Genomic DNA, 21546 nt, shown 5'->3' on the forward strand with positions numbered 1-21546 from the left:
TTACGTACTGCCAACAAACAGATTTCAATGCGGCAGCTCGGAGGAGACGATCTTGAAACGAAAAACCCTTGCCCTTTCCATCGCGGCGGCAGGCCTGTGCGCCGGCACCCAGGCGCAGGCGCAGTCGAGCGTGCAGCTTTACGGCCTGATGGACCTGAGCTTTCCGACCTACCGGACCCACGCCGACGCCAACGGCAACCATGTGATCGGCATGGGCAACGAAGGCGAGCCGTGGTTCAGCGGCAGCCGCTGGGGCCTGAAAGGCGCCGAGGACATCGGTGGCGGCACGAAGATCATCTTCCGCCTCGAAAGCGAATTCGTGGTCGCGAACGGCCAGATGGAAGACGAGGGCCAGATCTTCGACCGTGACGCATGGGTAGGCGTCGAGGACGAGCGCTTCGGCAAGCTGACGGCCGGCTTCCAGAACACGATCGCGCGCGACGCGTCGGCGATCTATGGCGACGCGTACGGCTCCGCGAAGCTGACGACCGAGGAAGGCGGCTGGACCAACTCGAACAACTTCAAGCAGATGATCTTCTACGCGGCCGGCCCGACCGGCACGCGCTACAACAACGGCGTCGCGTGGAAGAAGCTGTTCAGCAACGGCATCTTCGCGAGCGCCGGCTACCAATTCAGCAACTCGACCTCGTTCGCGACCGGCTCCGCATACCAGGTCGCGCTCGGCTACAACGGCGGGCCGTTCGCCGTGTCGGGCTTCTACAACCACGTGAACCACAACGGCTTCAGGAACCAGACGTTCTCGGTCGGCGGCGACTACGCGTTCAGCATCGTGCGCCTGAACGCCGGCTACTTCCGCTACAACGGCGACCAGGGCGCGCTCGGCCAGCGCCACGACGATTCGTGGACCGTGTCGATGAAGATCGCGCCGAAGGGCGCGCTCGACTACGAACTCGGTTATCAGCAGATGCGCATCAAGAACGCCGCGTACAACGCCGACGGCTTCACGCCGAACGCGAACCTCGGCGCGTTCAGCCTGACCAACGGCGTCGGCAACGGCTTCAAGGAGACGATCTACGGGTCGGTGTTCTACCACCTGAGCAAGCGCACCGAGGTGTATCTGGCCGGCGACTACATGAAGCTGCATGGCGGCTACAAGGTGTCGTCGACGTTCGGCGCGAAGAACCAGCTCGAACTGACGTCGGGCATTCGCACGCGCTTCTGACCCGAGGGCCGGTCATCCGGGCGGGGCCCGCCGGGCTCCGCCACACCCTCCATCCGGGATTCTCCATGCTGGCACGGCGGCGCATCGCGCTGACCGTGCCCTTTTTTTCGCCTTTTTTTCGTCGCTTTTGGCCCGCGCAGCGCCCCCGGGGAACGCCGGTCGGCCGCCGCCGCGACCACCGGCCCGAAGCCGCTTGCGGCCCGTCGGGCGGGCGATCGCGGCCGATGCGCGCACGATCGCCTCACATCGGTGCTTGACCTGCGCCGACCGACTCGCTAGCGTTTCGGGTTTGCCCGGGTGGCCATTGCCGCCGGTGCCGTGAGTGCGCCCGACGTCCTGGCGCACGCGGCCGGGCTCCGATGGAAAAAACGATGCAGAAACTCGATGCGGCGAGCCCGCAGGCGATGTCGACGGATTTCACCGCCGACAACGTCGCGCGCCTGAAGGCGCTGTTCCCCGAACTCGTGACCGAAGGCCCGGACGGCGCGTCGGTCGACGTCGACGTGCTCAAGGCGCTGGTCGGCGAGCGCACCGTCGGCGACGCCGACGAGCGCTACGGCTTCCACTGGCACGGCAAGCGCAGCGCGCGCCAGGCCGCGCTCACGCCGTCGACGGGCACGCTGCGTCCGTGCCCTGCCGACAGCGTCGCATGGGACGACACGCGCCACCTCGTGATCGAGGGCGACAACCTCGACGTGATGAAGCTGCTGCACAAGAGCTACGCGGGCAAGGTGAAGCTCGTCTACATCGACCCGCCGTACAACACCGGCAGCGATTTCGTCTATCCGGACGACTTCAGCGACAGCATCCGCCACTACCTGGCGATGACGGGCCAGACCGAAGGCGGCGTGAAGCGCAGCACCAACACCGAGGCGAACGGCCGGTTCCACACCGACTGGCTGAACATGATGTATCCGCGCCTGAAGCTCGCGCACGCGCTGCTGTCCGACGAAGGGCTGATCGCCGTGCACATCGACGAGCACGAGGTGCATGCGCTCGTGCTGATGCTGCGCGAGATCTTCGGCGAGGAGAACGAGCTCGGCGTGGCCGTGTGGGACAAGCGCAACCCGAAGGGCGATGCGCGCGGCGTCGCGTACCAGCACGAATCGCTGGTGCTGTTCGCGCGCAACGCCGAGACGCTGCTCGAGCAGGCGCCGCTGAAGCGCCCGAAGCGCAACGCGCAGCGCATGCTGGATGCCGCGCACGACGCGGTGTACCGCAGCGGCAACGCGAAGGACGCGCAGAAGGCCTACCGCGCGTGGATGAAGGCGCAGACCAACCTGTCGGGCGGCGAGGTGATGTACGACCGGCTGTCGGCCGACGGGCGCGTGTACCGCCTCGTGTCGATGGCGTGGCCGAACAAGAAGAAGGCACCGGACGAGTATTTCACGCCGCTGATCCACCCGGTCACCGGCAAGCCGTGCGCGATGCCGGCGCGCGGCTGGCGCAACCCGCCCGCGACGATGCAGGCGCTGATCGAGCGCGGCCAGATCGAATTCGGTCCGGATGAAACCACGCAGCCGCAGCGGATCTACTACCTCGACGAGAACATGTACGAGAACGTGCCGTCGGTGCTGCCGTTCGCCGGCTCCGACGACGCGCTGCTGAAGACGCTCGGCATCCCGTTCGACCAGCCGAAGCCGGTCGATTTCGCGGCGGCCGTGATCGGCTGGTGCACGCGCGGCGACGACATCGTGCTCGACTGCTTCGCCGGCTCCGGCTCGACCGGCCACGCGGTGATGCAGGTGAACGCGACCGACGGCGGCGCGCGCCGCTACATCCTCGTGCAGCTGCCCGAGGCGCTCGACCGCCGCGACAAGACACAGCTCGCGGCCGCCGATTTCTGCGCGAAGCTGAAGAAGCCGCTGACGCTCGCGGAAATCACGAAGGAACGCCTGCGCCGCGCAGCGCAGCAGGTCGCGCGCGACTTCCCGGAAAGCTATGGCGACCTCGGTTTCCGCGTGTACCGGCTCGATACGACCAACGTGATCGAATGGGATCCGCGCCGCGACGACTTCGACCACGCGCTGTTCGCCTCCGTCGAGCACGTGAAGACCGGCCGCAGCGAGGACGACCTGCTCGCCGAACTCACGTTGAAGCTCGGCCTCGATCTGTGCACGCCGGTCGAGCATAACCCGGTCGCGGGCAAGACCGTGCACCTGATCGGCCGCTCGATCGTCGCGTGCTTCGACGCGCGCATCGCGCGCGACGACGCGGGCCCGCTCGCCGACGGCATCGTCGAGCTGCTCGACGCGACGGGTGCCACGCGCGATGTCACGTGCCTGTTCCGCGACAGCGGCTTCGTCGACGACGTCGCGAAGCTCAATCTCGCCGCGCTGCTCGAACAGCACGGCGTGAAGCGCGTGCGGAGCCTGTGATGCGGCTGCATTTCGAAGCGGATCTCGACTACCAGCGCGAGGCGATCGACGCCGTCTGCGACCTGTTTCGCGGCCAGGAATCGTATCGCGGCGACTTCAGCGTGCTCGCGAACGCCGCGCCCGGCACGACGGCCGCGGCGCAAGGCTCGCTCGGTTTCGCGGTGTCGGAGCAAGGCGTCGGCAACCGACTGTCGCTGACCGACGACGCGCTCGCGCGCAACCTCGCCGACGTCCAGCTGCGCGGCGGGCTGCCGCCGTCCGGCCAGCCCGGCTCGCGCGACTTCACCGTCGAGATGGAGACCGGCACCGGCAAGACCTACGTGTACCTGCGCACGATCTTCGAGCTGAACCGCCGCTACGGCTTCACGAAGTTCGTGATCGTCGTGCCGTCGATCGCGATCAAGGAAGGCGTGCACAAGACGCTCTCGATCACCGAGGATCATTTCCGCGCGCTGTACGCGGGCGTGCCGTACGACTACTTCCTGTACGACTCCGCGAAGCTCGGCCAGGTGCGCCACTTCGCGGCGAGCGCGGCGATCCAGATCATGGTGATGACGGTCGCCGCGATCAACAAGAAAGAGATCAACAACCTCTACAAGGACAGCGAGAAGACCGGCGGCGAGAAGCCGATCGACCTGATCCGCGCGACGCGGCCGATCGTGATCGTCGACGAGCCGCAAAGCGTCGACGGCGGGCTCGAGGGGCGCGGGCGCGAAGCGCTCGCCGCGATGGCGCCGCTCTGCACGCTGCGCTATTCGGCCACGCACGTCGACCGCCACCACATGGTGTACCGGCTCGATGCGGTCGACGCGTACGAACGCAAGCTCGTCAAGCAGATCGAGATCGCGTCGGCGATCGTCGAGGATGCGCACAACAAGCCTTACGTGCGGCTCGTCGGCGTGTCGAACCGGCGCGGTGCGATCAGCGCGCGCATCGAGCTCGACGTCGCGACCGCGGCCGGCGTGAAGCGCCAGATCGTGACGGCTACCGACGGCGACGATCTCGAGCGCCTGACCAGGCGCGCGTTGTACGCGGGGCTGCGGATCGGTGAAGTGCATGCGGTGAAGGGCGCCGAGTACGTCGAGCTGCGCCATCCGGAAGGCGAGGCGTTCCTGTCGCTCGGCGAGGCATTCGGCGACATCGACACGCTCGCCGTGCAGCGCGAGATGATCCGCCGCACGATCCGCGAGCATCTCGACAAGGAATTGCGCCTGGCCGAGCGCGGCGTGAAGGTGCTGTCGCTGTTCTTCGTCGATTCGGTCGAACGCTATCGCCGCTACGACGAGAACGGGATGCCGGTGAAGGGCGACTACGCGCTGATCTTCGAAGAGGAATATGCGCGCGCGGCGCGTGTGCCGGCCTATCGTGCGCTGTTCGACGGCGTCGACGTCGCGCTCGAAGTCGAGCGCGCGCACAACGGTTACTTCTCGATCGACCGCAAGGGCGGCTGGACCGACACGAGCGAAAGCAGCGCCGCGGCCCGCGAGAACGCGGAGCGCGCGTACGGCCTCATCATGCGCGAGAAGGAAGCGCTGCTGTCGTTCGACACGCCGCTGAAGTTCATCTTCTCGCACTCGGCGCTGAAGGAAGGCTGGGACAACCCGAACGTGTTCCAGATCTGCACGCTGCGCGACATCCAGACCGAGCGCGAGCGTCGCCAGACGCTCGGCCGCGGGCTGCGCCTCGCCGTCGACCAGGACGGCGAACGCGTGCGCGATCCGGGCGTGAACACGCTCACCGTGATCGCGACCGAGCGCTACGAGTCGTTCGCGGAGAACCTGCAGAAGGAAATCGAGGCCGATACGGGCATCCGTTTCGGGATCGTCGAGGAACACCAGTTCGCGGCGCTGCCGGTGCAGGAAGGCGACGGGCCCGCGCATGCGCTCGGCATCGAGCTGTCGCGCGTGCTGTGGACCCATCTGCACGAGCAGGGCTACGTCGACGCGCAGGGCAAGGTGCTCGACCGGCTGAAGGATGCGCTGCGCCAGAGCGCGCTCGTGCTGCCCGCGGCGTTCGAGACGCTGCGCGCGCCGATCGTCGCGACGCTGCGCAAGCTGTCGGGCCGCTTCGCGGTGCGCAATGCGGACGAGCGGCGCGCGATCGCGTTGCGGCGCGACGCGTCGGGCAAGGCCGTCGTGTTCGGCGACGACTTCCGCGCGTTGTGGGACCGCATCCGCCATCGCACCGTGTACAGCGTCGAGTTCGACAACGCGAAGCTCGTGCGCGACTGCACGGCCGCGCTGCGCGACGCGCCGGACATCGCGCGCGCGCGGCTGCAGTGGCGCAAGGCCGAGATCGACATCGGCAAGGCCGGCATCGAGGCGATCGAGGTGGCCGGCGCCGGCACGGTGCTGATCGACGAAGGCGAGCTGCCGCTGCCCGACCTGCTCACCGAACTGCAGGACCGCACGCAGCTCACGCGCCGCTCGCTCGCGACGATCCTGGCCGACAGCGGCCGGCTCGACGATTTCCGCGTGAATCCGCAGCAGTTCATCGCGCTGGCCGCCGATGCGATCAACCGCTGCAAGCGGCTCGCGCTGGTTGCCGGCATCGCGTACCGGAAGCTCGGCGAGCGCCACGTGCATGCGCTCGAGTCGTTCGAGAGCGAGGCGCTGACCGGTTATCTGCGCAACCTGCGGCCGGATGCGCGGAAGTCGATCCACGAGGCCGTCGTGTGCGAGACCGACGCCGAGCGCGCGTTCGCCGATGCGCTCGAAGCACACGACGGCGTGAAGCTGTACGCGAAGCTGCCCGCATGGTTCCGCGTGCCGACGCCGCTCGGCAGCTATCACCCCGACTGGGCGGTGCTCGCGGAGCAGGATGGCGGCGAGCGGCTGTACTTCGTCGTCGATACGCCGAATGCAGACGGCGACGTGACGAGCGAGCACGAGCGCGCGAAGCTCGCGTGCGGCGAAGCGCATTTCCGGGCGCTGGTGGACGGCGGGGCGGCCGCGCGGTTCGTGCGCGTCAGGCAGGCCGACGCGTTGTTCGAGCCTGTTGCAGCCGTCGCGCCGCTGGCGGGCGCGGGGCGCTGAAACGAAGGGCGGCGACGAGCCGCCCTTTTTTCATGGCGCGGGCCGCGGCGCTGCTGCGATGCCCGCGTATGGGGAGCGAATCCGCCTGTCATTCGCGTGAAAGCGGTTCGTATTCTGGCGCGTTCGTGCGTGCGGTTACGGCTGGTTGCAAATCGGGGTCGATGCGCGACGAGCAACGCGACACACCGCGGCGCCCCTTGGTCCGCTGGCAATGAAAAAGGGCGCCGAAGCGCCCTCCTGCCGCATGCGTGCGCCGCGCTTACAGCGTGTGACCGAATGCGTTCCGATGCGCGTGGCGTGTGGACTTCGATGCATGGGCGGTGTGCCCGTGCGAGCGCCCGTGACCGCTGCCCGGCTGCGCGCCGGCACGATCGGCGATCGAATCGGAGCGGTCGGCTGCGCGCGACAGGCCCTTGTCGCGGTCGCCCGCGTGCATGCCGTTCGAGTTGCTCAGCGCTTCACCGCTCATGTGGCCGGCGGACATGCCGCCCGCATTGGCACCCATGCCGCCCATCCCGCCGGCACCATGGCCGCCGCCGTTGCCACCACCACCGCCACCACCACCATTGCCGCCGCCCGCCGCCTGCGCGGAAACGGCGCCGAGTGCGAGCAGCGCAGCTGCGAGCACGGACAGATATCGTTGCGTTTTCATTGTTTGCTCCCTGGAGCGCGTTCGAGTGACTGCATTCTAGGTACGCGCGCGCTTCGTGCGGCGCGGCGTTGTAAATGATCGTAACGGCGCGCGCGGCGCGGTTTCGTCGGATCAATCCGCCGGCGTTCCGCATGCTTGATGAACCGGCCGGTCGGCCGCCACCCGACAAGGCAAATGAAAGGCGGAGACGGCGCGATCGCGCCGTTCCGCCGGTGGCTACGCTTACTGCGCCGGCTGCACGCCCTGCGCTGCGGCCTTGCGCTGCGCGGCCAGTTCCTGCTCGTGTTTCTTCGCCATGTGGCGGCCCACGATACAGCCGCCGACCGCGCCGACCACGGCGTGATGTCCCGCGTAGTGGCCGGCGACGCCGCCCACCACCGCGCCCTTCATGCAGCCCGCCGCGTGCGCGCTGCCGATCGTTGCGAGCGCGACGACGGCGGCCGCCGCGCTATACCTGATGTGTCGAATGGGCATCATGCGATCACGCTCCTCTCGTCGTCGCGCTCGGTGTCCTCATGAACCGGTTGCCCGGTTCAGTTCCAGCGGCCGCGCCAGCCGTCGCCGTCACGCCAGCCGCGCTCGCGCCACTCGTGCTCGCGCCATTCACGACGGCGCCATTCGTGTTCGCGCCATTGACGCTCACGCCAGTCGTCATCGCGATAGTAGCCAACCGGCGCGTACGTCACCGGCGGCGGCGCGACGTAGACCGGCGCCGGCGCCGCATAGACGCCCGGCACACCGATGCCGACCGACAGGTCGACGTGGGCCGATGCGACGCCCGAAGCTGCCAGCGCCGCTACGCCGAGAACTGCACCGAGAATAAGTTTCTTGCTCATTTCGCGACTCCCTGCACGTGTCGTGCGTCATGTGACTACGGTTCGGAGTCTAGGCACCAGGGGCGGACACAGGTGAAACCGGTATGCGAGACCGGTAACGGACGTTTACGGAGGGGCGCGAAGCCTTGCGGGACGAGGGTCACGAACGATTCGACACGCCGTTGCAACGACGCATCGAATCGGGAGAGCCGGGAAATTTTGCCGGCGCGCGGGCCGGCGACGCAGACCGCACGCGTCCCGCGCGCACGCCGTGCGAGCGGATCGCGACGACTCGCGACGACGTTACGCGCGGATATCGTCGACGCTGCGCAGCCAGTGCACGCTGAACAGGTGGTCCGCGTCGGTCCACACGGTGTCGGGCTCGAAGCCCGCACGCCGCGCGATCGCCTGGAAGCCGTCGATCGTGAACTTGTGCGAGTTCTCCGTGTGGATGCGTTCGCCGGCCTCGAAGCGGAACGCGTGGCCGCGCACGTGCACCGTCTGCGCGATATCGCTGACGAGATGCATCTCGATGCGCTGCAGCTCACGGTCGTAGAACGCGCAATGCGAGAACGCGTCGAGATCGAAATCCGCGCCGAGCTCCGCGTTCGCGCGGGCGAGCAGGTTCAGGTTGAACTGGGCGGTCACGCCCTGCGCGTCGTTGTACGCGTGATGCAGCGTGCGTTCGTCCTTCACGAGATCCGCACCGACCAGCAGGCCGCCGCCGCGCAACAGCCGCGCGGCGTCGCGCAGGAACGTATCGGCTTCCTCCGGCGAGAAGTTGCCGATCGTCGAGCCGGGAAAGAAGCCGATGCGCCGGCGTGGCGTGCCGGTCAGCTCGGCCAGCTGCTCGGCCTTCGTGTAGTCGGCCGCGAGCGGCGCGACGTCGAGCCACGGATACGCGGCACGCAGCCGCGCGGCCGCGCCGTGCAGGTAGTCGGCCGAGATGTCGATCGGCACGTAGCGCGCCGGCGCGTTCGCGTAGTTGTCCGCGCACGCGTCGAGCAGCACGCGGATCTTCTCGAGCGAGCCCGCGCCGAATTCGACGATGTCCGCATGCGGGCCGACGCGCCGCACAATCTCGGCCGCGCGATCGCGCAGGATCCCGAGTTCGGTCCGCGTCGGGTAATACTCCGGCAGTTCGCAGATGCGATCGAACAGCGCGGAGCCGGCCGCATCGTAGAAGTATTTCGGCGGAATGCTGCGCGACGTGCGCGACAGCCCGTCGATCAGGTCGCGCTCGAACGCGCTCGGCCGCGCATCGCGGGCGGGTTGCAGGCCACCGCTCGTGGCCGTCAGATCAGACGTCTCGCGCAAGTCGCACTCCCGTGAATTGCCAGCGCGCGGCCGGCGGAAAGAAATTGCGGTACGTCGGCCGTTCGTGCCCCGGCGGGGTCGCGATGCTGCTGCCGCGCAGGACTTGCTGGCCGACCATGAACTTGCCGTTGTATTCCGCAGCGACACCCGCGAGCGGCCGAAAGCCCGGATACGGCTCGTAGGACGAACGCGTCCACTGCCATACGTGCCCGAGCATCTGCGCGATGCCATCCGCGCCGAACGCGGCCTCCCATTCGAATTCCGTCGGCAGGCGTGCGCCGGCCCATTCCGCATACGCCGCCGCCTCGTAGAAGCTCACGTGACACACGGGCGCATCGGGCGCGAGTGGCTCCACGCCGTGCAGGCCGAACGCACGCCAGGCGTGTGCGGCTGCCGGATCACCGTCGTCGCCGGGAATCCAGTACGCGGGCCCTTGCCACCCTTCCCGCTGCACCGTCGCCCAGCCGTCGGACAGCCAGTATTCGGGGCGTGCATAGCCGCCATCCGCGATGAAGGCCGCGAATTCCGCATTCGTCACGAGACGGTTCGCGATCTCGCACGGACGCACGAGCGCCGTATGGCGCGGCCGTTCGTTGTCGAACGAGAACGCGGCGCCATCGTGGCCGATCTCGACGAGCCCGCCCGGCTGATGCAGCCAGCGCAACGGGCCGGCATCGCCCGCGGCCAGGGCGGCGTGCCCGGCGTGCGCATTGGCGCCGCTGCGCGGCCGGAACGCGGGCTTGAGCGGGTTGCACGAGAACGCATGCAGCATGTCCGTGACGATCAGTTCCTGATGCTGCTGTTCGTGATGCAGGCCGAGCTCGATCTCGGGCGCGATCGTGGCGAGCAACGCCGGATCGGCACCGTCGAGCGCGCGCAGCATCGCATCGTCGACGTACTGCCGGTACGCGTGCACCTCATCGAGCGACGGACGCGTGAGCAGCCCGCGCTGCGGCCGCGGATGGCGCGGGCCGAGCGCTTCGTAATAGGAATTGAAGAGGAACTGGAACGCGTCGTCGAACGGCGCGTAGCCGCGCACGCCGCGCATCAGTACGACGGTTTCGAAGAACCAGCTCGTATGTGCGAGATGCCATTTCACCGGACTCGCGTCGGGCATCGACTGCACGGCCTGGTCTTCGGCGGACAGCGTCGCGGTCAACGCGATGCTATGGGCGCGCACGTCCTGGTAACGGCGCTGAAGCTGGGATGCAAGGAGGCTCATCGGTTTACCGTTCACGTCGCGATTCGCTGCGTTGCGTTGCCGGAAAAAGGAAAGCCTTGCGCTCGGATGCGCGCGGCTGACGTGCGACCTTCATTGCTGCGTCGTCGGACAGCCGGCGCGCGCGCCGGGCCGCTGGTGCGGCGTGACTTCATCTGCCCGTGCAGAACAGTATGGGCTAGAAATGTGAACGTCGCGAATCGGATTTCGGGTGAAACGAGCGCGAAAGAAAAATGAAAGCATCGACCATGCGCGGGGCGGCGGCGTGACGAACCGTCGATGCCCGTCATGATGGGGGCTCGGAGGGTGAACGCAATGTGCATGCCCGCGGGTTCGCCATGCCGACGCCTCATGACATCCACGCCGGCGCCATGAAAGACCGGATGACACGGGTTCGCCACGGGAGCGGCGCCATGGAATCGAAATCGGCACGGGTCCGCGCGTTGGTGTCGCGGACCTCGACACCGCCGTTCAACCGCTCTGCCCTCCGCGCGCTTCCCCGTTTTTGAAAATTTTTTTGCGTCGATGTCACAGGGGCGCAGGGCTCGCTCGTCATATCGCCGGAACCCACACGAAAGGAGAAGGAACCATGACTGCGAAACTCAATCCGTTTGCCGCCGCGCCCGCATTGATGAAGAACTGGATGGCCGTCTCGGTCGCCGCTGCCGGGAGCCTCGAGCCGACACTGATCGAGTTGGTCAAGATCCGCGCGTCGCAAATCAACGCGTGCGCGAACTGCCTTAACATGCACACCGTCGAGGCGCGCGAGCAAGGCGAGACCGAGCAGCGCATCAACCTGCTGGCCGCATGGCGTGAAGCGCCCTGCTACACCGACCGCGAACGCGCGGCGCTCGACTGGACCGACGCGCTCACGCGGCTTTCAGAAGGCCATGGCGCGCACGAGGCCGCGTATGCGGTGCTGAACGACCACTTCAGCCAGGAGGAACAGGTGAAACTCACGGTGATGATCAACGTGATCAACGGCTGGAACCGGCTGGCCGTCGGCTTCGGGCTGTGGATCGATCCCGCCGAGGCGAAGGCCGCTGCCGCGAAGATGGTGGCGTGATGACCCACCTCGATCCGGCCGCCGGCAGCGCCGCAGACCGGGCCGACGCAGCGGCGAGCTTCGACCCGCTGCGTCGGACGCTGATGCGCGTCGCGTACCGGATGCTCGGTTCCGTCGCGGACGCCGAGGACATGGTGCAGGAGGCGTTCATCCGCTGGATGGACGTCGATCGCACCGAGGTGCGCGTGCCCGAGGCGTTCCTGCGCCGCATGGTGATGCGCATGTGCCTCGACCAGCTGAAGTCCGCGCGGCACCAGCGCGAGACCTACATCGGCCCGTGGCTGCCCGAGCCGGTCGTCGAGGAAGATGAACAGGAGGACGTCACGCTGCCGCTGATGCTCGCGCTCGAACGGTTGTCGCCGCTCGAACGTGCGGCGTTCCTGCTGCACGACGTGTTCGGCCTCGCGTTCGACGAGATCGCGACGACGATCCAGCGCGACCCGGCCGCCTGCCGGCAGCTCGCCGCGCGGGCGCGCACGCATGTGCGCGAGGCGCGGCCGAGGTTTCATGTCGAGAAGCAGCGCGGGATCGAGCTGGCCGAGGCGTTTTTCGCGGCGTCGCGCAGCGGCGACATGCGCGCGCTCGGCGCGATGCTCGCCGAGGACGTGAGCCTGCATTCGGACGGCGGCGGCAAGCGCACGGCCGCGGTCAAGCCGGTGTTCGGCTTCGAGCGCGTGATGAAGGTGCACGCGTACCTCGCCGAGCTGTTCGCCACGCATGCGTCGAAGCTCGTGCGCGCGGGGTTCGTCAACGGGCTGCCGGGGTTCGTCACACTGGAAGCGGATGGCGAGCTGCAGACGACGGCTCTCGAGATCGAGGGCGGGAAGGTCGTCGCGATCTATGTCGTGCGGAATCCTGACAAGTTGAGGCATCTGCATTGAGGGGTGGCGGATGGGCGCTTTGCGCCCGCTTCCCCTGCTCTGCGTTCTGCTTTGCCGGCTGCCGGCTGCCGGCTGCCGGCTGCTTGTTGCGCGTGGATCGCACACGCTGCATCGGCACGCGCATGCGAAGTTTCGGCCGCAAAAAGAAAAACGCCACGCGATGTTGCCGCGTGGCGTTTGTATGTTGGCGAGCCGGATTGCCTGTAGGCAATGCGAGCTGCCAGACCCCTTCATTTTGTTCGTTGGTAGGCTCGATTGGATTCGAACCAACGACCCCCACCATGTCAAGGTGGTGCTCTAACCAACTGAGCTACGAGCCTAAGAAGCCGCGAATTATAGAGAGGGTTTTGGAGGTGCGCAAGCCCCTTCGTGAAAATTTTTTGAATCGGGGAGGATGCGTTGGGGGATCGTCCGGCGCTCGAGCGCAGACCGCAATCGCATCCGGGTTCATCCTCACTGCGACGTCTCACCGGGCCCGGGTACGTTCCGTCATAATGGATTCGTCGCGAATCCGGGGCCGGGGGTTGCGAACGACAATCAAGAGCAGGAACCGGCCCGATCCGGTCACGGGGAACAGGCGCGCGCGATGCACGATCCGCGCGCCACCTTGCATGAACCAGTAGCACCTCGTGACGACGGCAGACCGCAACGTACGCGTAACGATATCGGGGTGGGTATGGTCGCGCTCAATCTGGTAATTCCCTGCTTCAACGAAGAAGCCGTGTTGCCGGAAACCGTACGCCGGCTCACGATCCTGCTTGATCAGCTTACCCGCGACGGCATCATTGACGGCGCGAGCGGCGTGACCTTCGTCGACGACGGTTCGCACGACCGGACCTGGTCCCTCATCGAAGGCTTCCATGCCGCTGATCCACGTATCCACGGCCTCAAGCTGTCGCGCAACCACGGGCACCAGAACGCATTGCTTGCCGGGCTCATGAGAGTCAACGGCGACGTGCTGATCAGTCTCGACGCCGATCTCCAGGACGACCTCGACGCGATTCCGCGCATGCTGCGCGAATACCAGTCCGGCGCCGAGATCGTATTCGGCGTGCGGCAGCGTCGTGACAGCGACGGCTTCTTCAAGCGCGTCAGCGCGCGCGGCTACTACCGGCTGCTGCGCCGCTTCGGCGTCGACATCTTGCCGGATCACGCGGACTTCCGCCTGATGAGCCGCCGGGCGATCGAAGAATTGCGCGGCTTCCGCGAGGTCAACCTGTTCCTGCGCGGCATCGTGCCGCTGCTGGGCTTCCGTACCGCGATCGTCCGGTACGACCGGCAGCCGCGCTTCGCCGGCGAAAGCAAGTACCCATTGGCGAGGATGATCCTGCTCGCGTCGGACGGTGTCGCGTCGTTTTCGACGAAGCCGCTGCAATGGAGCGCGTACGTTGGCGCGCTGCTCGCGCTGGCCTCGACCGTGTTCGGCATCTGGGCGCTGTCGATCCGGCTGTTCACCGACCGTTCGGTGCCCGGTTGGGCGTCCACCGTGATCCCGATGTACTTTCTCGGCGGCCTGCAGTTGCTGTTCCTCGGCGTAATCGGCGGCTATGTCGCGAAGATCTATTCGGAGACGAAGCAGCGCCCGCGCTTCATCGTCGAGAAGACGCTATGACGGGCCATCGGTCCTGTCGCGCAACGACCCGGTGCCAGGCCGGCGGCGGTCTCTCACGCGGGGGCTCGTGCAATGGATGACAGCACGGTAAGCGGCCGCTTGCCGCGTGCGTGGCCATATCGCACAGCCGATCGCACGTTGCGCGCATTGTTCGTTGCGACGGTCGCCGCCGCCGGCCTGCTGTTCTGGCTCGCGCCGCACCCGCCGATGGTCGATCTTCCGCAGCATGCGGCGCAGGTCGCCACGCTGCGCGACCTGCTGCGCGGCCAGTCGCCATGGGCGCCATTGCTGCGGATCAATCTGTTTACGCCCTACCTGCTCGGCTATGGCGCGGCAGCGCTGCTTTCGTTCGTGATGCCCGTCGCGGCTGCGTTCAAGGTCATGCTGACCCTGTCGTTCTATGGTTTCGTCGCCGCGTACCTCGCGCTGCGCCGGCGTCTCGGTACGGACCCGCGCCTCGACTGGCTGTGCGTGCCCGGATTCTTCGGCTTCGCGTACGAGTTCGGTTTCTACTCGTACCTCGTCGCCGTACCGGTCGCGATGATTTTCCTGGCGCTCGCGCTCGACTATGCCGGGCGGCCGACAGCCCGTCGCGGCGCAATGCTGGTGCTCGTGAATCTCGCGCTGTTTTTCTCGCACGGACTACTCTTCGTGTTCGCGAACGCGATCGGCGTGCTGTTCCTGCTCGTGCGCCTGCGCACGACCAGCATGTTGCCGCGCGTGCTGCTCGCCTCGTGGCCGTATGCGATCCTCGCCTCCGTCACCGTGCTGTACGCGGCGTTGCATCGTGACGTCGATCTGACGCCGATGTATCCGTTTACCGTGATGTGGGGGATCAGCCCGGTCGTGCGCGTGTTCGCGGCCGTGCTCTATCCGTGGGGTGTCGCCGGCGACAGCCGTTCGCTGCTGGCATTCCTGCTGATCGCTGCCGCACCGTTCGTGATGGCATCGAAACCGAACCGGCAGGTCGCCGCCTATGTACCGGCAATCATCGTGACCATCGTCTGGTTTACCGTGCCGCTGTTCGCGATCAACACGTTTTTCCTGTATCCGCGCTTTGCGCTGTTCCTGTTTCCATTTTATGCGCTGATGTTCCGCGCGCCCGCACCAATGGAACCCGGCCGGCGAATGCCGCAGCTCGCGCTGATGACGCAGCTGCTCCTTGCCGTGGTCTGCGCCGGTTTCATCGTTCAGCAAGGTGTCCGCGCGCTGCGCTTCGCCGACGAGAGCGCTGATTTCGACGTGGTTGCCAACGCGATCGAACCCGCACAGCGCGGCCTTGCGATCATCGTCGACAGGACGAGCCCGGGTGCCGGCAACCCGTATGCCTACGAGAACTTCGCGCTCTGGTATCAGGCCGAGCACCGCGGATTCGTCGATTTCAATGCCGCGCGGTTCCCGCCGCAGATCGTCCGCTTTCGGCTCGACCGGCTGCCCGGTGTCGGGCCGTCCGACGTCTCGCCGCTGCCGCTGTACCGGCACTTCGACTGGCAGCGGCACCAAGGGCGCCTGTACCGGTATTTCTTCGTTCGCGCCGAGACACCGCTTCCGGACACGTTTTTCGCCAATCCGGACTGTTGCGTCGTGCGCGTGAAGACGGCGGGCGAATGGTCGGTGTACGAGAAACAGGCTTGTCGAGGCGATTGATTGCACTGCGTCGCATGCGGTGCGATGCGTCGCGCCACGTCGTGCACCGATCGCGCCATCGGGAGATTGCGATGTCACCTGGATTCATCGCGGACGATACGCCGCGCTCGTATGACGAGATCTTCTACCGATACCAGCGCGAGGGATCGGCGCGGTCGGCGCATGGCGTGCTGCCCGGCGTCAACGCGCTGCTGAAGCCTGCGAGTATCCTCGACGTCGGTTGCGGTGCCGGAGCATGGCTCAGCGTGCATCGCCAGCTCGGCGTGCAGGACATCACCGGCATCGACGGCGACTATGTCGATCGTTCGATGCTGATGGTCGACCCCGCCGATTTCGTACCGGCCGATATTTCGAAGCGCTTCGATCTCGGGCGATCGTTCGATCTCGTCCAGTGCCTCGAAGTCGGCGAGCACGTGCCAAAGGCATCCAGCGAGGCACTCGTCGACAATCTCGTCCGGCACGGCAAGCGCGTGCTGTTTTCCGCCGCCGTGCCTGGCCAGGGCGGCGAGAACCACATCAACGAACAGCGCTACGAATTCTGGCGCGACCTGTTCGCGCGCCACGGCTACCAGCTGTTCGATTTCGTCCGGCCGATGATCGCCACGGACATGCGCATCGAGCCGTGGTACCGCTACAACCTGCTCTTTTTCGCTGCCGCCGACGAAGCGGAGCGGCTGCCGGACGCGATCGGACAACACCGCGTCGACAGCCGTTCGGGCATACCGGACGTGTCGCCGCCCGGCTACAAGGTGCGCAAGTTGCTGCTGCGCTGGTTGCCGGTGCGCGTGAAAACCGGCATCGCCATGCTGAAGAGCCGGATGGTCGCCAACCAATTGAAGCGCCACGAGGAACACCGGTGAAACTGTCCGTCTACGTGCTCATTCTGGCCGGCGTGTTCCTCGCGGCAACCGGCCAGGTCGCGTTCAAGATCGGTGCCGACGGCCGCCATGCATTGACTGAATTCATCAATGCGTGGGTCGCGCTCGGGTTGCTCTGCTACGGCGCAGGCACGGTGCTCTGGATCTTCGCTTTGAGCAAGACCGGGCTCACCGTCGTGTATCCGTTTACCGCGCTTACGTTCGTGCTCGTCTTTCTGGCCGGAATCGTGTTCTTCGGCGAGCGTGTGTCGTACGCGCAATGGGGAGGCGTCGCGATGATCCTCGGCGGGCTGTATCTGATCGCCATGGTTCGATAGCGGGCGGACTGATGCCGCAACTTATCCACAGCGCGCTATGGATAACCGTCCGGCAAGCCTCTGGATTCACAGTGGAACGTTTGAGGATATGTCGACGCGACTGTGAATCGACGGAAAGTTGTTCTGTGATGCACAGCGATTTTCCTGTGCATCGCCTGTGGTTATGCATTCCACTTCATGCTGAAAATTCAGGGCGTTACGGAAGTTATCCACTGTGAGGCCGCGGGCTTGTTAACTATCACTACGTATATATACGAACTCTGTTAACACCTTTGGATAAGCACAGTCCGCCGACTGTGATCCGGGCGGGATATGCACTGCGTGCGGTGGATGGATCAAGCGAAGCCGAAGCCGGTGACCGCTCGAACGCTCGTATCGGTAGAATCGCCAGGGTTCGGGATCGTTGTCGGTTCAAGGGCGAGCGATTCAACGTGAAGTTCGATCCCGACGATCGATGAACGCTCCCGTCAATGAGATGCTGGTGATGGATATTGCTGGCTGCGTCGTGGGTGCTCATGACCGATGCGGCTGCACAAGGATCCGTTATGACAACCACGCCACCGTCGTACGACATGACGGACGACACGACGCTGGAGTCCGTGCGGCCGTGGCGCCCGATTGTCGCGTGTGGACAACCGGCACGCAAAACAATCAGGAACGCTGTGTGCCCCCTCGGGAACACATTGATTCGAAGCGCTCACGCGCATGCGAACAACCCGTGAGCGGCCGAATCGAAATCCTGTGTACCAGCTCGACGAGGGCGATGTGGATATCGCGACCCAAAGACACTCGAAATGCTGTGCGGGCCGAAGGTGAGTGATTCAACCAGAGACGGCATGCCGAGCCGCTGGGGCCGATGCGGATATCCTGCGTCCAGAAGACGCCAAACCCTGTGACGTCGGAACCGAAGAGGGTCTACCCATCCGGGAACGCACCGCGACGAGGTTCGCGGTGTGGACAACCACCACGAAAGCGAATTTAAACGCTGTGGCCCCGAACGGTGAACGTGCGTGCTTTCAGGCTTGTCGAACCGCATCGGACGGACCGCAGTCAGCGCACAACGGCCACCAACGGAGAGCGTATCGTCCAGCTCAAATCTGCTGATCGAGCGCTTTCACGACCGCGTGCTCACCAAGACTATCCACAGGCCCGACCACCGCATAGTTGAGCCCATTCACCGACCCATACCGCGCCAGTAACGACCCATCCACGCGTTGCCCGGCCGGCAGCAGCCGATGTTGCGATTCCGCGGGCCGGAGATAGAAGCTCAGCGTCCGCCCGGCGTCGTCCTCATAGAGCACCATCGCGGCCGTGGCCCCACTGTCCGTCGTAAACAACCGCCCGCCGACCGGCCTGAACCCCGCCGCACTCAAATCCGGCAGCCTGGCCGATGCCCCCACGCGCCGGGTGAGCCACGTCTGCAAATCCTTCGCACCCGTCGGCCGGAAATCCACCTTCGCGGCCTGATCGACCACCATCATCCGGTAAGCCTCGACCGCATCGCTCATCGGCGCAATCGGCGGCGCCGCGTTCCACCCACGCGCCTGCCACCCGCCAAACGTCCCGAGCCCGATACAGAACACGAACGACGCCGCCATCGCGAACCGCACCCGCGAGCGCTCCGCACGCTTCGCACGAATCGCCGCCGGATCCAGCGCAGGATTCTCGCCGGGCATCCGCACGCCTTCGAGCGCGGCCCGCAACCGCTGCGCATCCTGCTGCCAGTGCTTCACCTGTTCCGCGCTCTCCGGATGCAGCGCGAGATATCGCTCGACCGCGGCGCGCGCATCGTCGTCGAGCTGGCCGTCGACATAGGCCTGGAGATCGTGTTCGTCGGGACGGAGCGTATTCATTTCATCAAACGGAGAGAAGGAGCGGGAAGCTCGCCGTCGCTGAGCTGGCGCAGCGCCTGGCGGGCGCGGGAGAGTCGCGACATCACGGTGCCGATCGGCACATCGAGCAGGTCGGCGACTTCCCGATACGTGAAGCCCTCGACCGCGACGAGCAGCAGCAGGCTGCGCTGCTCGTCGGACAAACGGCCGAACGCTTCGAGCGTCGCGCGCGCGGCCACCTCGCGTTCGGCGGACGGCCAGTGCGCTTCGTCGTCGTCGCGAATGCGGCCGAGCAGCCACGCATAGCGCTTCGCGCTGCGTTTGCCGTCGAGAAACTGCCGGTAAAGGATCGTGAAGAGCCAGCTGCGCAGCGACGCGTCGTCGCGGCGGCTCGCCCAGCGCGACAGCGCACGCTCGAGCGTCGACTGGACGAGATCGTCGGCCGCGTGGACATCACGTGCCAGCCAGAGCGCGAAGCGTCGCAGCCTGGGGATGAGTTCGCGTAATGCGTCGTCGTCGGGGGCGTTTGAGGGCATGGCCGGGGGCGCGAGCCGATAAGCGTGGAGATGCCGCGTAGGACGCCGGTCGGCGCCGCTTATTCCGTCAGCATACGAAAAATTTCTTCATGGAATAAAGCGGCGCGGGTGGCGTCCTACACGCGTTCGACAATGATCTGACGATCGGGAGTGCATCCATGAAGCAATCATCCTCTTCTTCACCGCCGCGCGAGCCTGGGCGCGGATGGTGGCGCTGGGCCGTGATCGGCGGCGCGGTGGCCGGCGTGGCCGTGGCGTTCGGGTATGTCGGCGGCTGGCTCGCGCCGGCGCGTCTGACCCCGCACCGGCTCGTCGACGCGCTGCAGACGGCCGGCGGCGAGCATCCGGGTTTCCGGCGCAATCACGCGAAGGGCGTGTGCGTGACCGGTTACTTCGAAAGTAACGGCGCCGCGAGCGCATATTCGGTCGCGCCGTTCTTCAAGGCGGTGCGCACGCCGGTGGTCGGCCGCTTTGCGCTGCCGGGCGGGAATCCGTATGCGCCCGACAGCAGCGTGCCGATCCGCAGTCTCGCGCTGAAGCTCACCGCACCGGACGGCCAGCAATGGCGGACCGGGATGAACGCGATGCCGGTGTTTCCGGTGGCGACGCCGAAGGCGTTCTACGCGCAACTGCTCGCGACGCAACCGGATCCGGCGACGGGCAAGCCCGATCCGGCAAAGGTGAAGGCGTTTTTCGGCGCACATCCGGAGACGGCCGCGTTCCGCGCCTGGGTGAAGGGTGCGAAGCCGAGCGCGAGCTACGTCACCGAAAGCTATTACGGGCTGAACGCGTTCTACTTCGTCGACGCGGCCGGCAAGCGCCAGGCGGTGCGATGGCGCGTCGTGCCGGAGCAGACGGCGGGCGCCGGGGACGTCGCGACGGCCGCGGATCCGAACGTGTTGCAGCAGGACCTGACGCGGCGCATCGCGGACGGCGCGCAGAAGTGGAAGCTGCTCGTCACGCTGGCGGAACCCGGCGACCCGGTGGACGACGCGACGAAGACCTGGCCTGCGCAGCGGATGACGATCGACGCGGGCACGCTCGTGCTCGATCGCGTGGAGCCGCAGGACAGCGGGCCGTGCCGGGACGTGAATTACGACCCGACGGTGCTGCCGCAGGGGATTCAGGTGTCGGGGGATCCGTTGCTGGCGGCGCGGTCGGCGGCGTATGCGGATTCGTATCTGCGCAGGACGAGTGAAGAGGCCGGCGTGGCCGGCGCGGCGCGATTGAGTGCGGAGGGACGATGATGAAGGCTGCTACGACGTTTGGCTTGCCGGCGAGGCTGCTGCATTGGGTGATGGCCGCGATGATCCTCGCGATGCTGTTCATCGGGGTAGGGATGGTGGCGTCGGTTTCCGGGCGGCACGATTTCCTGGTGGCGTTGCACAAGCCGCTGGGGATTGCCGTGCTGGTGCTGGTGTGTGTGCGGATCGTGGTGCGGCTGTCGTCGAAGCCGCCGGCGTTGCCTGAGGATTTGCCTTGGTGGCAGAAGGTTGCCGCGCATGGGTCGCATCTGGTGCTGTATGCGCTGATGCTGGCGATGCCGCTGATCGGGTGGGCGATGCTGTCGGCTGGCGGGTATCCGGTGACCTTGGGCGGCGGCGTGCAGCTGCCGGCGATCGTTTCGGCTGATCCGGTTGCGTTCGCCTGGCTCAGGGTCGCGCATCGGGTGCTGGCCTATCTGTTCTTCCTGACGTTCCTCGCGCACTTCGCGGCGGCGCTGTATCACGGACTGATTCGACGGGACGGCGTGGTGAGAGCGATGGTTGGGCGGTAATCGACAGAAGATTGAGTTCGCTGCGGCGGGGCGGTTTACGGGCGACCGAGGCTGCTCCTGACGTGTTGCTTATATATGACCGCGGCGGCGGCTCAGCCGCTCCCGGCCTAGCACGTCAAAAATATTTCACAAAAGGGGTTGCGGAGACCGGGGCAGGTGCTTAGAATCACGCCTCTTTCGCGCTAACGGAAACGCAGCGCGGGGGAAGAAGGGAAGCGGTGCTGTTGAAGTCGGTTTTATCGACTCCAGTGCATACGAAATTAAACCGCAGTCGTCGCAACGAAGTAGTTAAAAAAGTTGTTGACGAGTTTTAAAAAACGGTTGATAATCTCGCTTCTCTGCTGCTGAAAACGCAGCGCTGCTGAGAAAACCTCCGGGTCCTCGCAGAAATGCTCTTTAAA

At 66.2% G+C, this 21546-nt stretch carries 19 protein-coding genes and 1 tRNA gene; 11 read left to right on the top strand and 9 right to left on the bottom strand.

The window, feature by feature from the left end:
* Positions 1-52 precede the first annotated feature (52 nt).
* The 3 genes from DID98_RS23570 (at position 53) to DID98_RS23580 (ending at position 6596) form a co-directional block, all read left to right on the top strand.
* On the top strand, positions 53-1183 hold the full coding sequence (locus DID98_RS23570) for a porin (protein ID WP_124486784.1): 1131 nt from the start codon (positions 53-55) through the stop codon (positions 1181-1183).
* Between the two features lie 359 nt (positions 1184-1542).
* Positions 1543-3561, top strand: coding sequence for a site-specific DNA-methyltransferase (locus tag DID98_RS23575; protein WP_124571516.1), 2019 nt, complete (start codon positions 1543-1545; stop codon positions 3559-3561).
* Entirely contained in the window at positions 3561-6596 is a 3036-nt protein-coding gene (locus tag DID98_RS23580) for a type III restriction-modification system endonuclease (protein ID WP_124486780.1), read from the top strand. The genes DID98_RS23575 and DID98_RS23580 overlap by 1 nt, the downstream gene beginning before the upstream one ends.
* Positions 6597-6855: 259 nt before the next feature.
* On the opposite strand, the gene DID98_RS23585 is transcribed toward DID98_RS23580, so the two are convergent.
* The 6 genes from DID98_RS23585 to DID98_RS35920 all read right to left on the bottom strand — a co-directional run bounded on the left by DID98_RS23585 (position 6856) and on the right by DID98_RS35920 (position 10889).
* Positions 6856-7248 (bottom strand): hypothetical protein, encoded by a 393-nt coding sequence (locus tag DID98_RS23585; RefSeq protein ID WP_124571517.1) that lies wholly within the window; start codon positions 7246-7248, stop codon positions 6856-6858.
* A gap of 222 nt (positions 7249-7470) precedes the next feature.
* On the bottom strand, positions 7471-7725 hold the full coding sequence (locus tag DID98_RS23590; protein WP_044845180.1) for a glycine zipper 2TM domain protein: 255 nt from the start codon (positions 7723-7725) through the stop codon (positions 7471-7473).
* Positions 7726-7781: 56 nt separating this feature from the next.
* Positions 7782-8084 carry a hypothetical protein gene (locus DID98_RS23595; protein ID WP_044845179.1) on the bottom strand — a complete coding sequence of 101 codons (303 nt, stop codon included), beginning with the start codon at positions 8082-8084 and terminating at the stop codon, positions 7782-7784.
* 282 nt (positions 8085-8366) lie between these two features.
* A complete protein-coding gene (egtD, locus tag DID98_RS23600; protein ID WP_124571518.1) occupies positions 8367-9380 on the bottom strand; it encodes an L-histidine N(alpha)-methyltransferase in 1014 nt (337 codons plus the stop codon).
* Positions 9364-10602 carry an ergothioneine biosynthesis protein EgtB gene (gene egtB, locus DID98_RS23605; RefSeq protein WP_124571519.1) on the bottom strand — a complete coding sequence of 413 codons (1239 nt, stop codon included), beginning with the start codon at positions 10600-10602 and terminating at the stop codon, positions 9364-9366. The genes egtD and egtB overlap by 17 nt, the downstream gene beginning before the upstream one ends.
* Positions 10603-10613: 11 nt before the next feature.
* Positions 10614-10889 (bottom strand): hypothetical protein, encoded by a 276-nt coding sequence (locus DID98_RS35920; protein WP_185640886.1) that lies wholly within the window; start codon positions 10887-10889, stop codon positions 10614-10616.
* A gap of 299 nt (positions 10890-11188) precedes the next feature.
* On the opposite strand from DID98_RS35920, the gene DID98_RS23615 reads away from it, so the two are divergent.
* A complete protein-coding gene (locus DID98_RS23615) occupies positions 11189-11665 on the top strand; it encodes a carboxymuconolactone decarboxylase family protein (RefSeq protein WP_124571520.1) in 477 nt (158 codons plus the stop codon).
* Entirely contained in the window at positions 11665-12546 is an 882-nt protein-coding gene (locus tag DID98_RS23620; protein WP_124571521.1) for a sigma-70 family RNA polymerase sigma factor, read from the top strand. The genes DID98_RS23615 and DID98_RS23620 overlap by 1 nt, the downstream gene beginning before the upstream one ends.
* Positions 12547-12789: 243 nt before the next feature.
* Here the strand turns inward: DID98_RS23620 and DID98_RS23625 are convergent.
* Positions 12790-12866: transfer RNA gene (locus tag DID98_RS23625), tRNA-Val, on the bottom strand.
* A 356-nt stretch (positions 12867-13222) separates the two neighbouring features.
* Between DID98_RS23625 and DID98_RS23630 the strand changes: the two genes are divergently transcribed.
* The 4 genes from DID98_RS23630 to DID98_RS23645 all read left to right on the top strand — a co-directional run bounded on the left by DID98_RS23630 (position 13223) and on the right by DID98_RS23645 (position 17000).
* Positions 13223-14158 (top strand): glycosyltransferase family 2 protein, encoded by a 936-nt coding sequence (locus DID98_RS23630; protein WP_044845175.1) that lies wholly within the window; start codon positions 13223-13225, stop codon positions 14156-14158.
* 138 nt (positions 14159-14296) lie between these two features.
* Positions 14297-15805, top strand: coding sequence for a hypothetical protein (locus tag DID98_RS23635; protein WP_260428108.1), 1509 nt, complete (start codon positions 14297-14299; stop codon positions 15803-15805).
* Between the two features lie 71 nt (positions 15806-15876).
* The gene (locus DID98_RS23640) at positions 15877-16665 is read left to right on the top strand and encodes a bifunctional 2-polyprenyl-6-hydroxyphenol methylase/3-demethylubiquinol 3-O-methyltransferase UbiG (RefSeq protein ID WP_124571523.1); all 789 of its coding nucleotides are present in this window, start codon (positions 15877-15879) and stop codon (positions 16663-16665) included.
* On the top strand, positions 16662-17000 hold the full coding sequence (locus DID98_RS23645; protein ID WP_124486771.1) for an EamA family transporter: 339 nt from the start codon (positions 16662-16664) through the stop codon (positions 16998-17000). The genes DID98_RS23640 and DID98_RS23645 overlap by 4 nt, the downstream gene beginning before the upstream one ends.
* A 1091-nt stretch (positions 17001-18091) precedes the next feature.
* Here DID98_RS23645 and DID98_RS23650 read toward each other — a convergent pair.
* Both DID98_RS23650 and DID98_RS23655 read right to left on the bottom strand, forming a co-directional pair.
* Complete coding sequence (locus DID98_RS23650; RefSeq protein WP_124571524.1) at positions 18092-18853, bottom strand: anti-sigma factor; 762 nt, start codon at positions 18851-18853, stop codon at positions 18092-18094.
* On the bottom strand, positions 18850-19368 hold the full coding sequence (locus DID98_RS23655) for a sigma-70 family RNA polymerase sigma factor (RefSeq protein WP_124520413.1): 519 nt from the start codon (positions 19366-19368) through the stop codon (positions 18850-18852). The genes DID98_RS23650 and DID98_RS23655 overlap by 4 nt, the downstream gene beginning before the upstream one ends.
* 158 nt (positions 19369-19526) lie before the next feature.
* Between DID98_RS23655 and DID98_RS23660 the strand changes: the two genes are divergently transcribed.
* Entirely contained in the window at positions 19527-20615 is a 1089-nt protein-coding gene (locus DID98_RS23660; RefSeq protein ID WP_124571525.1) for a catalase family peroxidase, read from the top strand.
* Positions 20612-21145: a cytochrome b gene (locus tag DID98_RS23665; protein WP_124571526.1), complete on the top strand. Its 534-nt coding sequence runs from the start codon at positions 20612-20614 to the stop codon at positions 21143-21145. Before DID98_RS23660 ends, DID98_RS23665 begins: the two co-directional genes overlap by 4 nt.
* The last annotated feature ends 401 nt before the right edge of the window (positions 21146-21546 follow it).

Origin of the sequence: Burkholderia sp. Bp8984 (genome assembly GCF_003853755.1) — a bacterium.
Classification (GTDB): domain Bacteria; phylum Pseudomonadota; class Gammaproteobacteria; order Burkholderiales; family Burkholderiaceae; genus Burkholderia.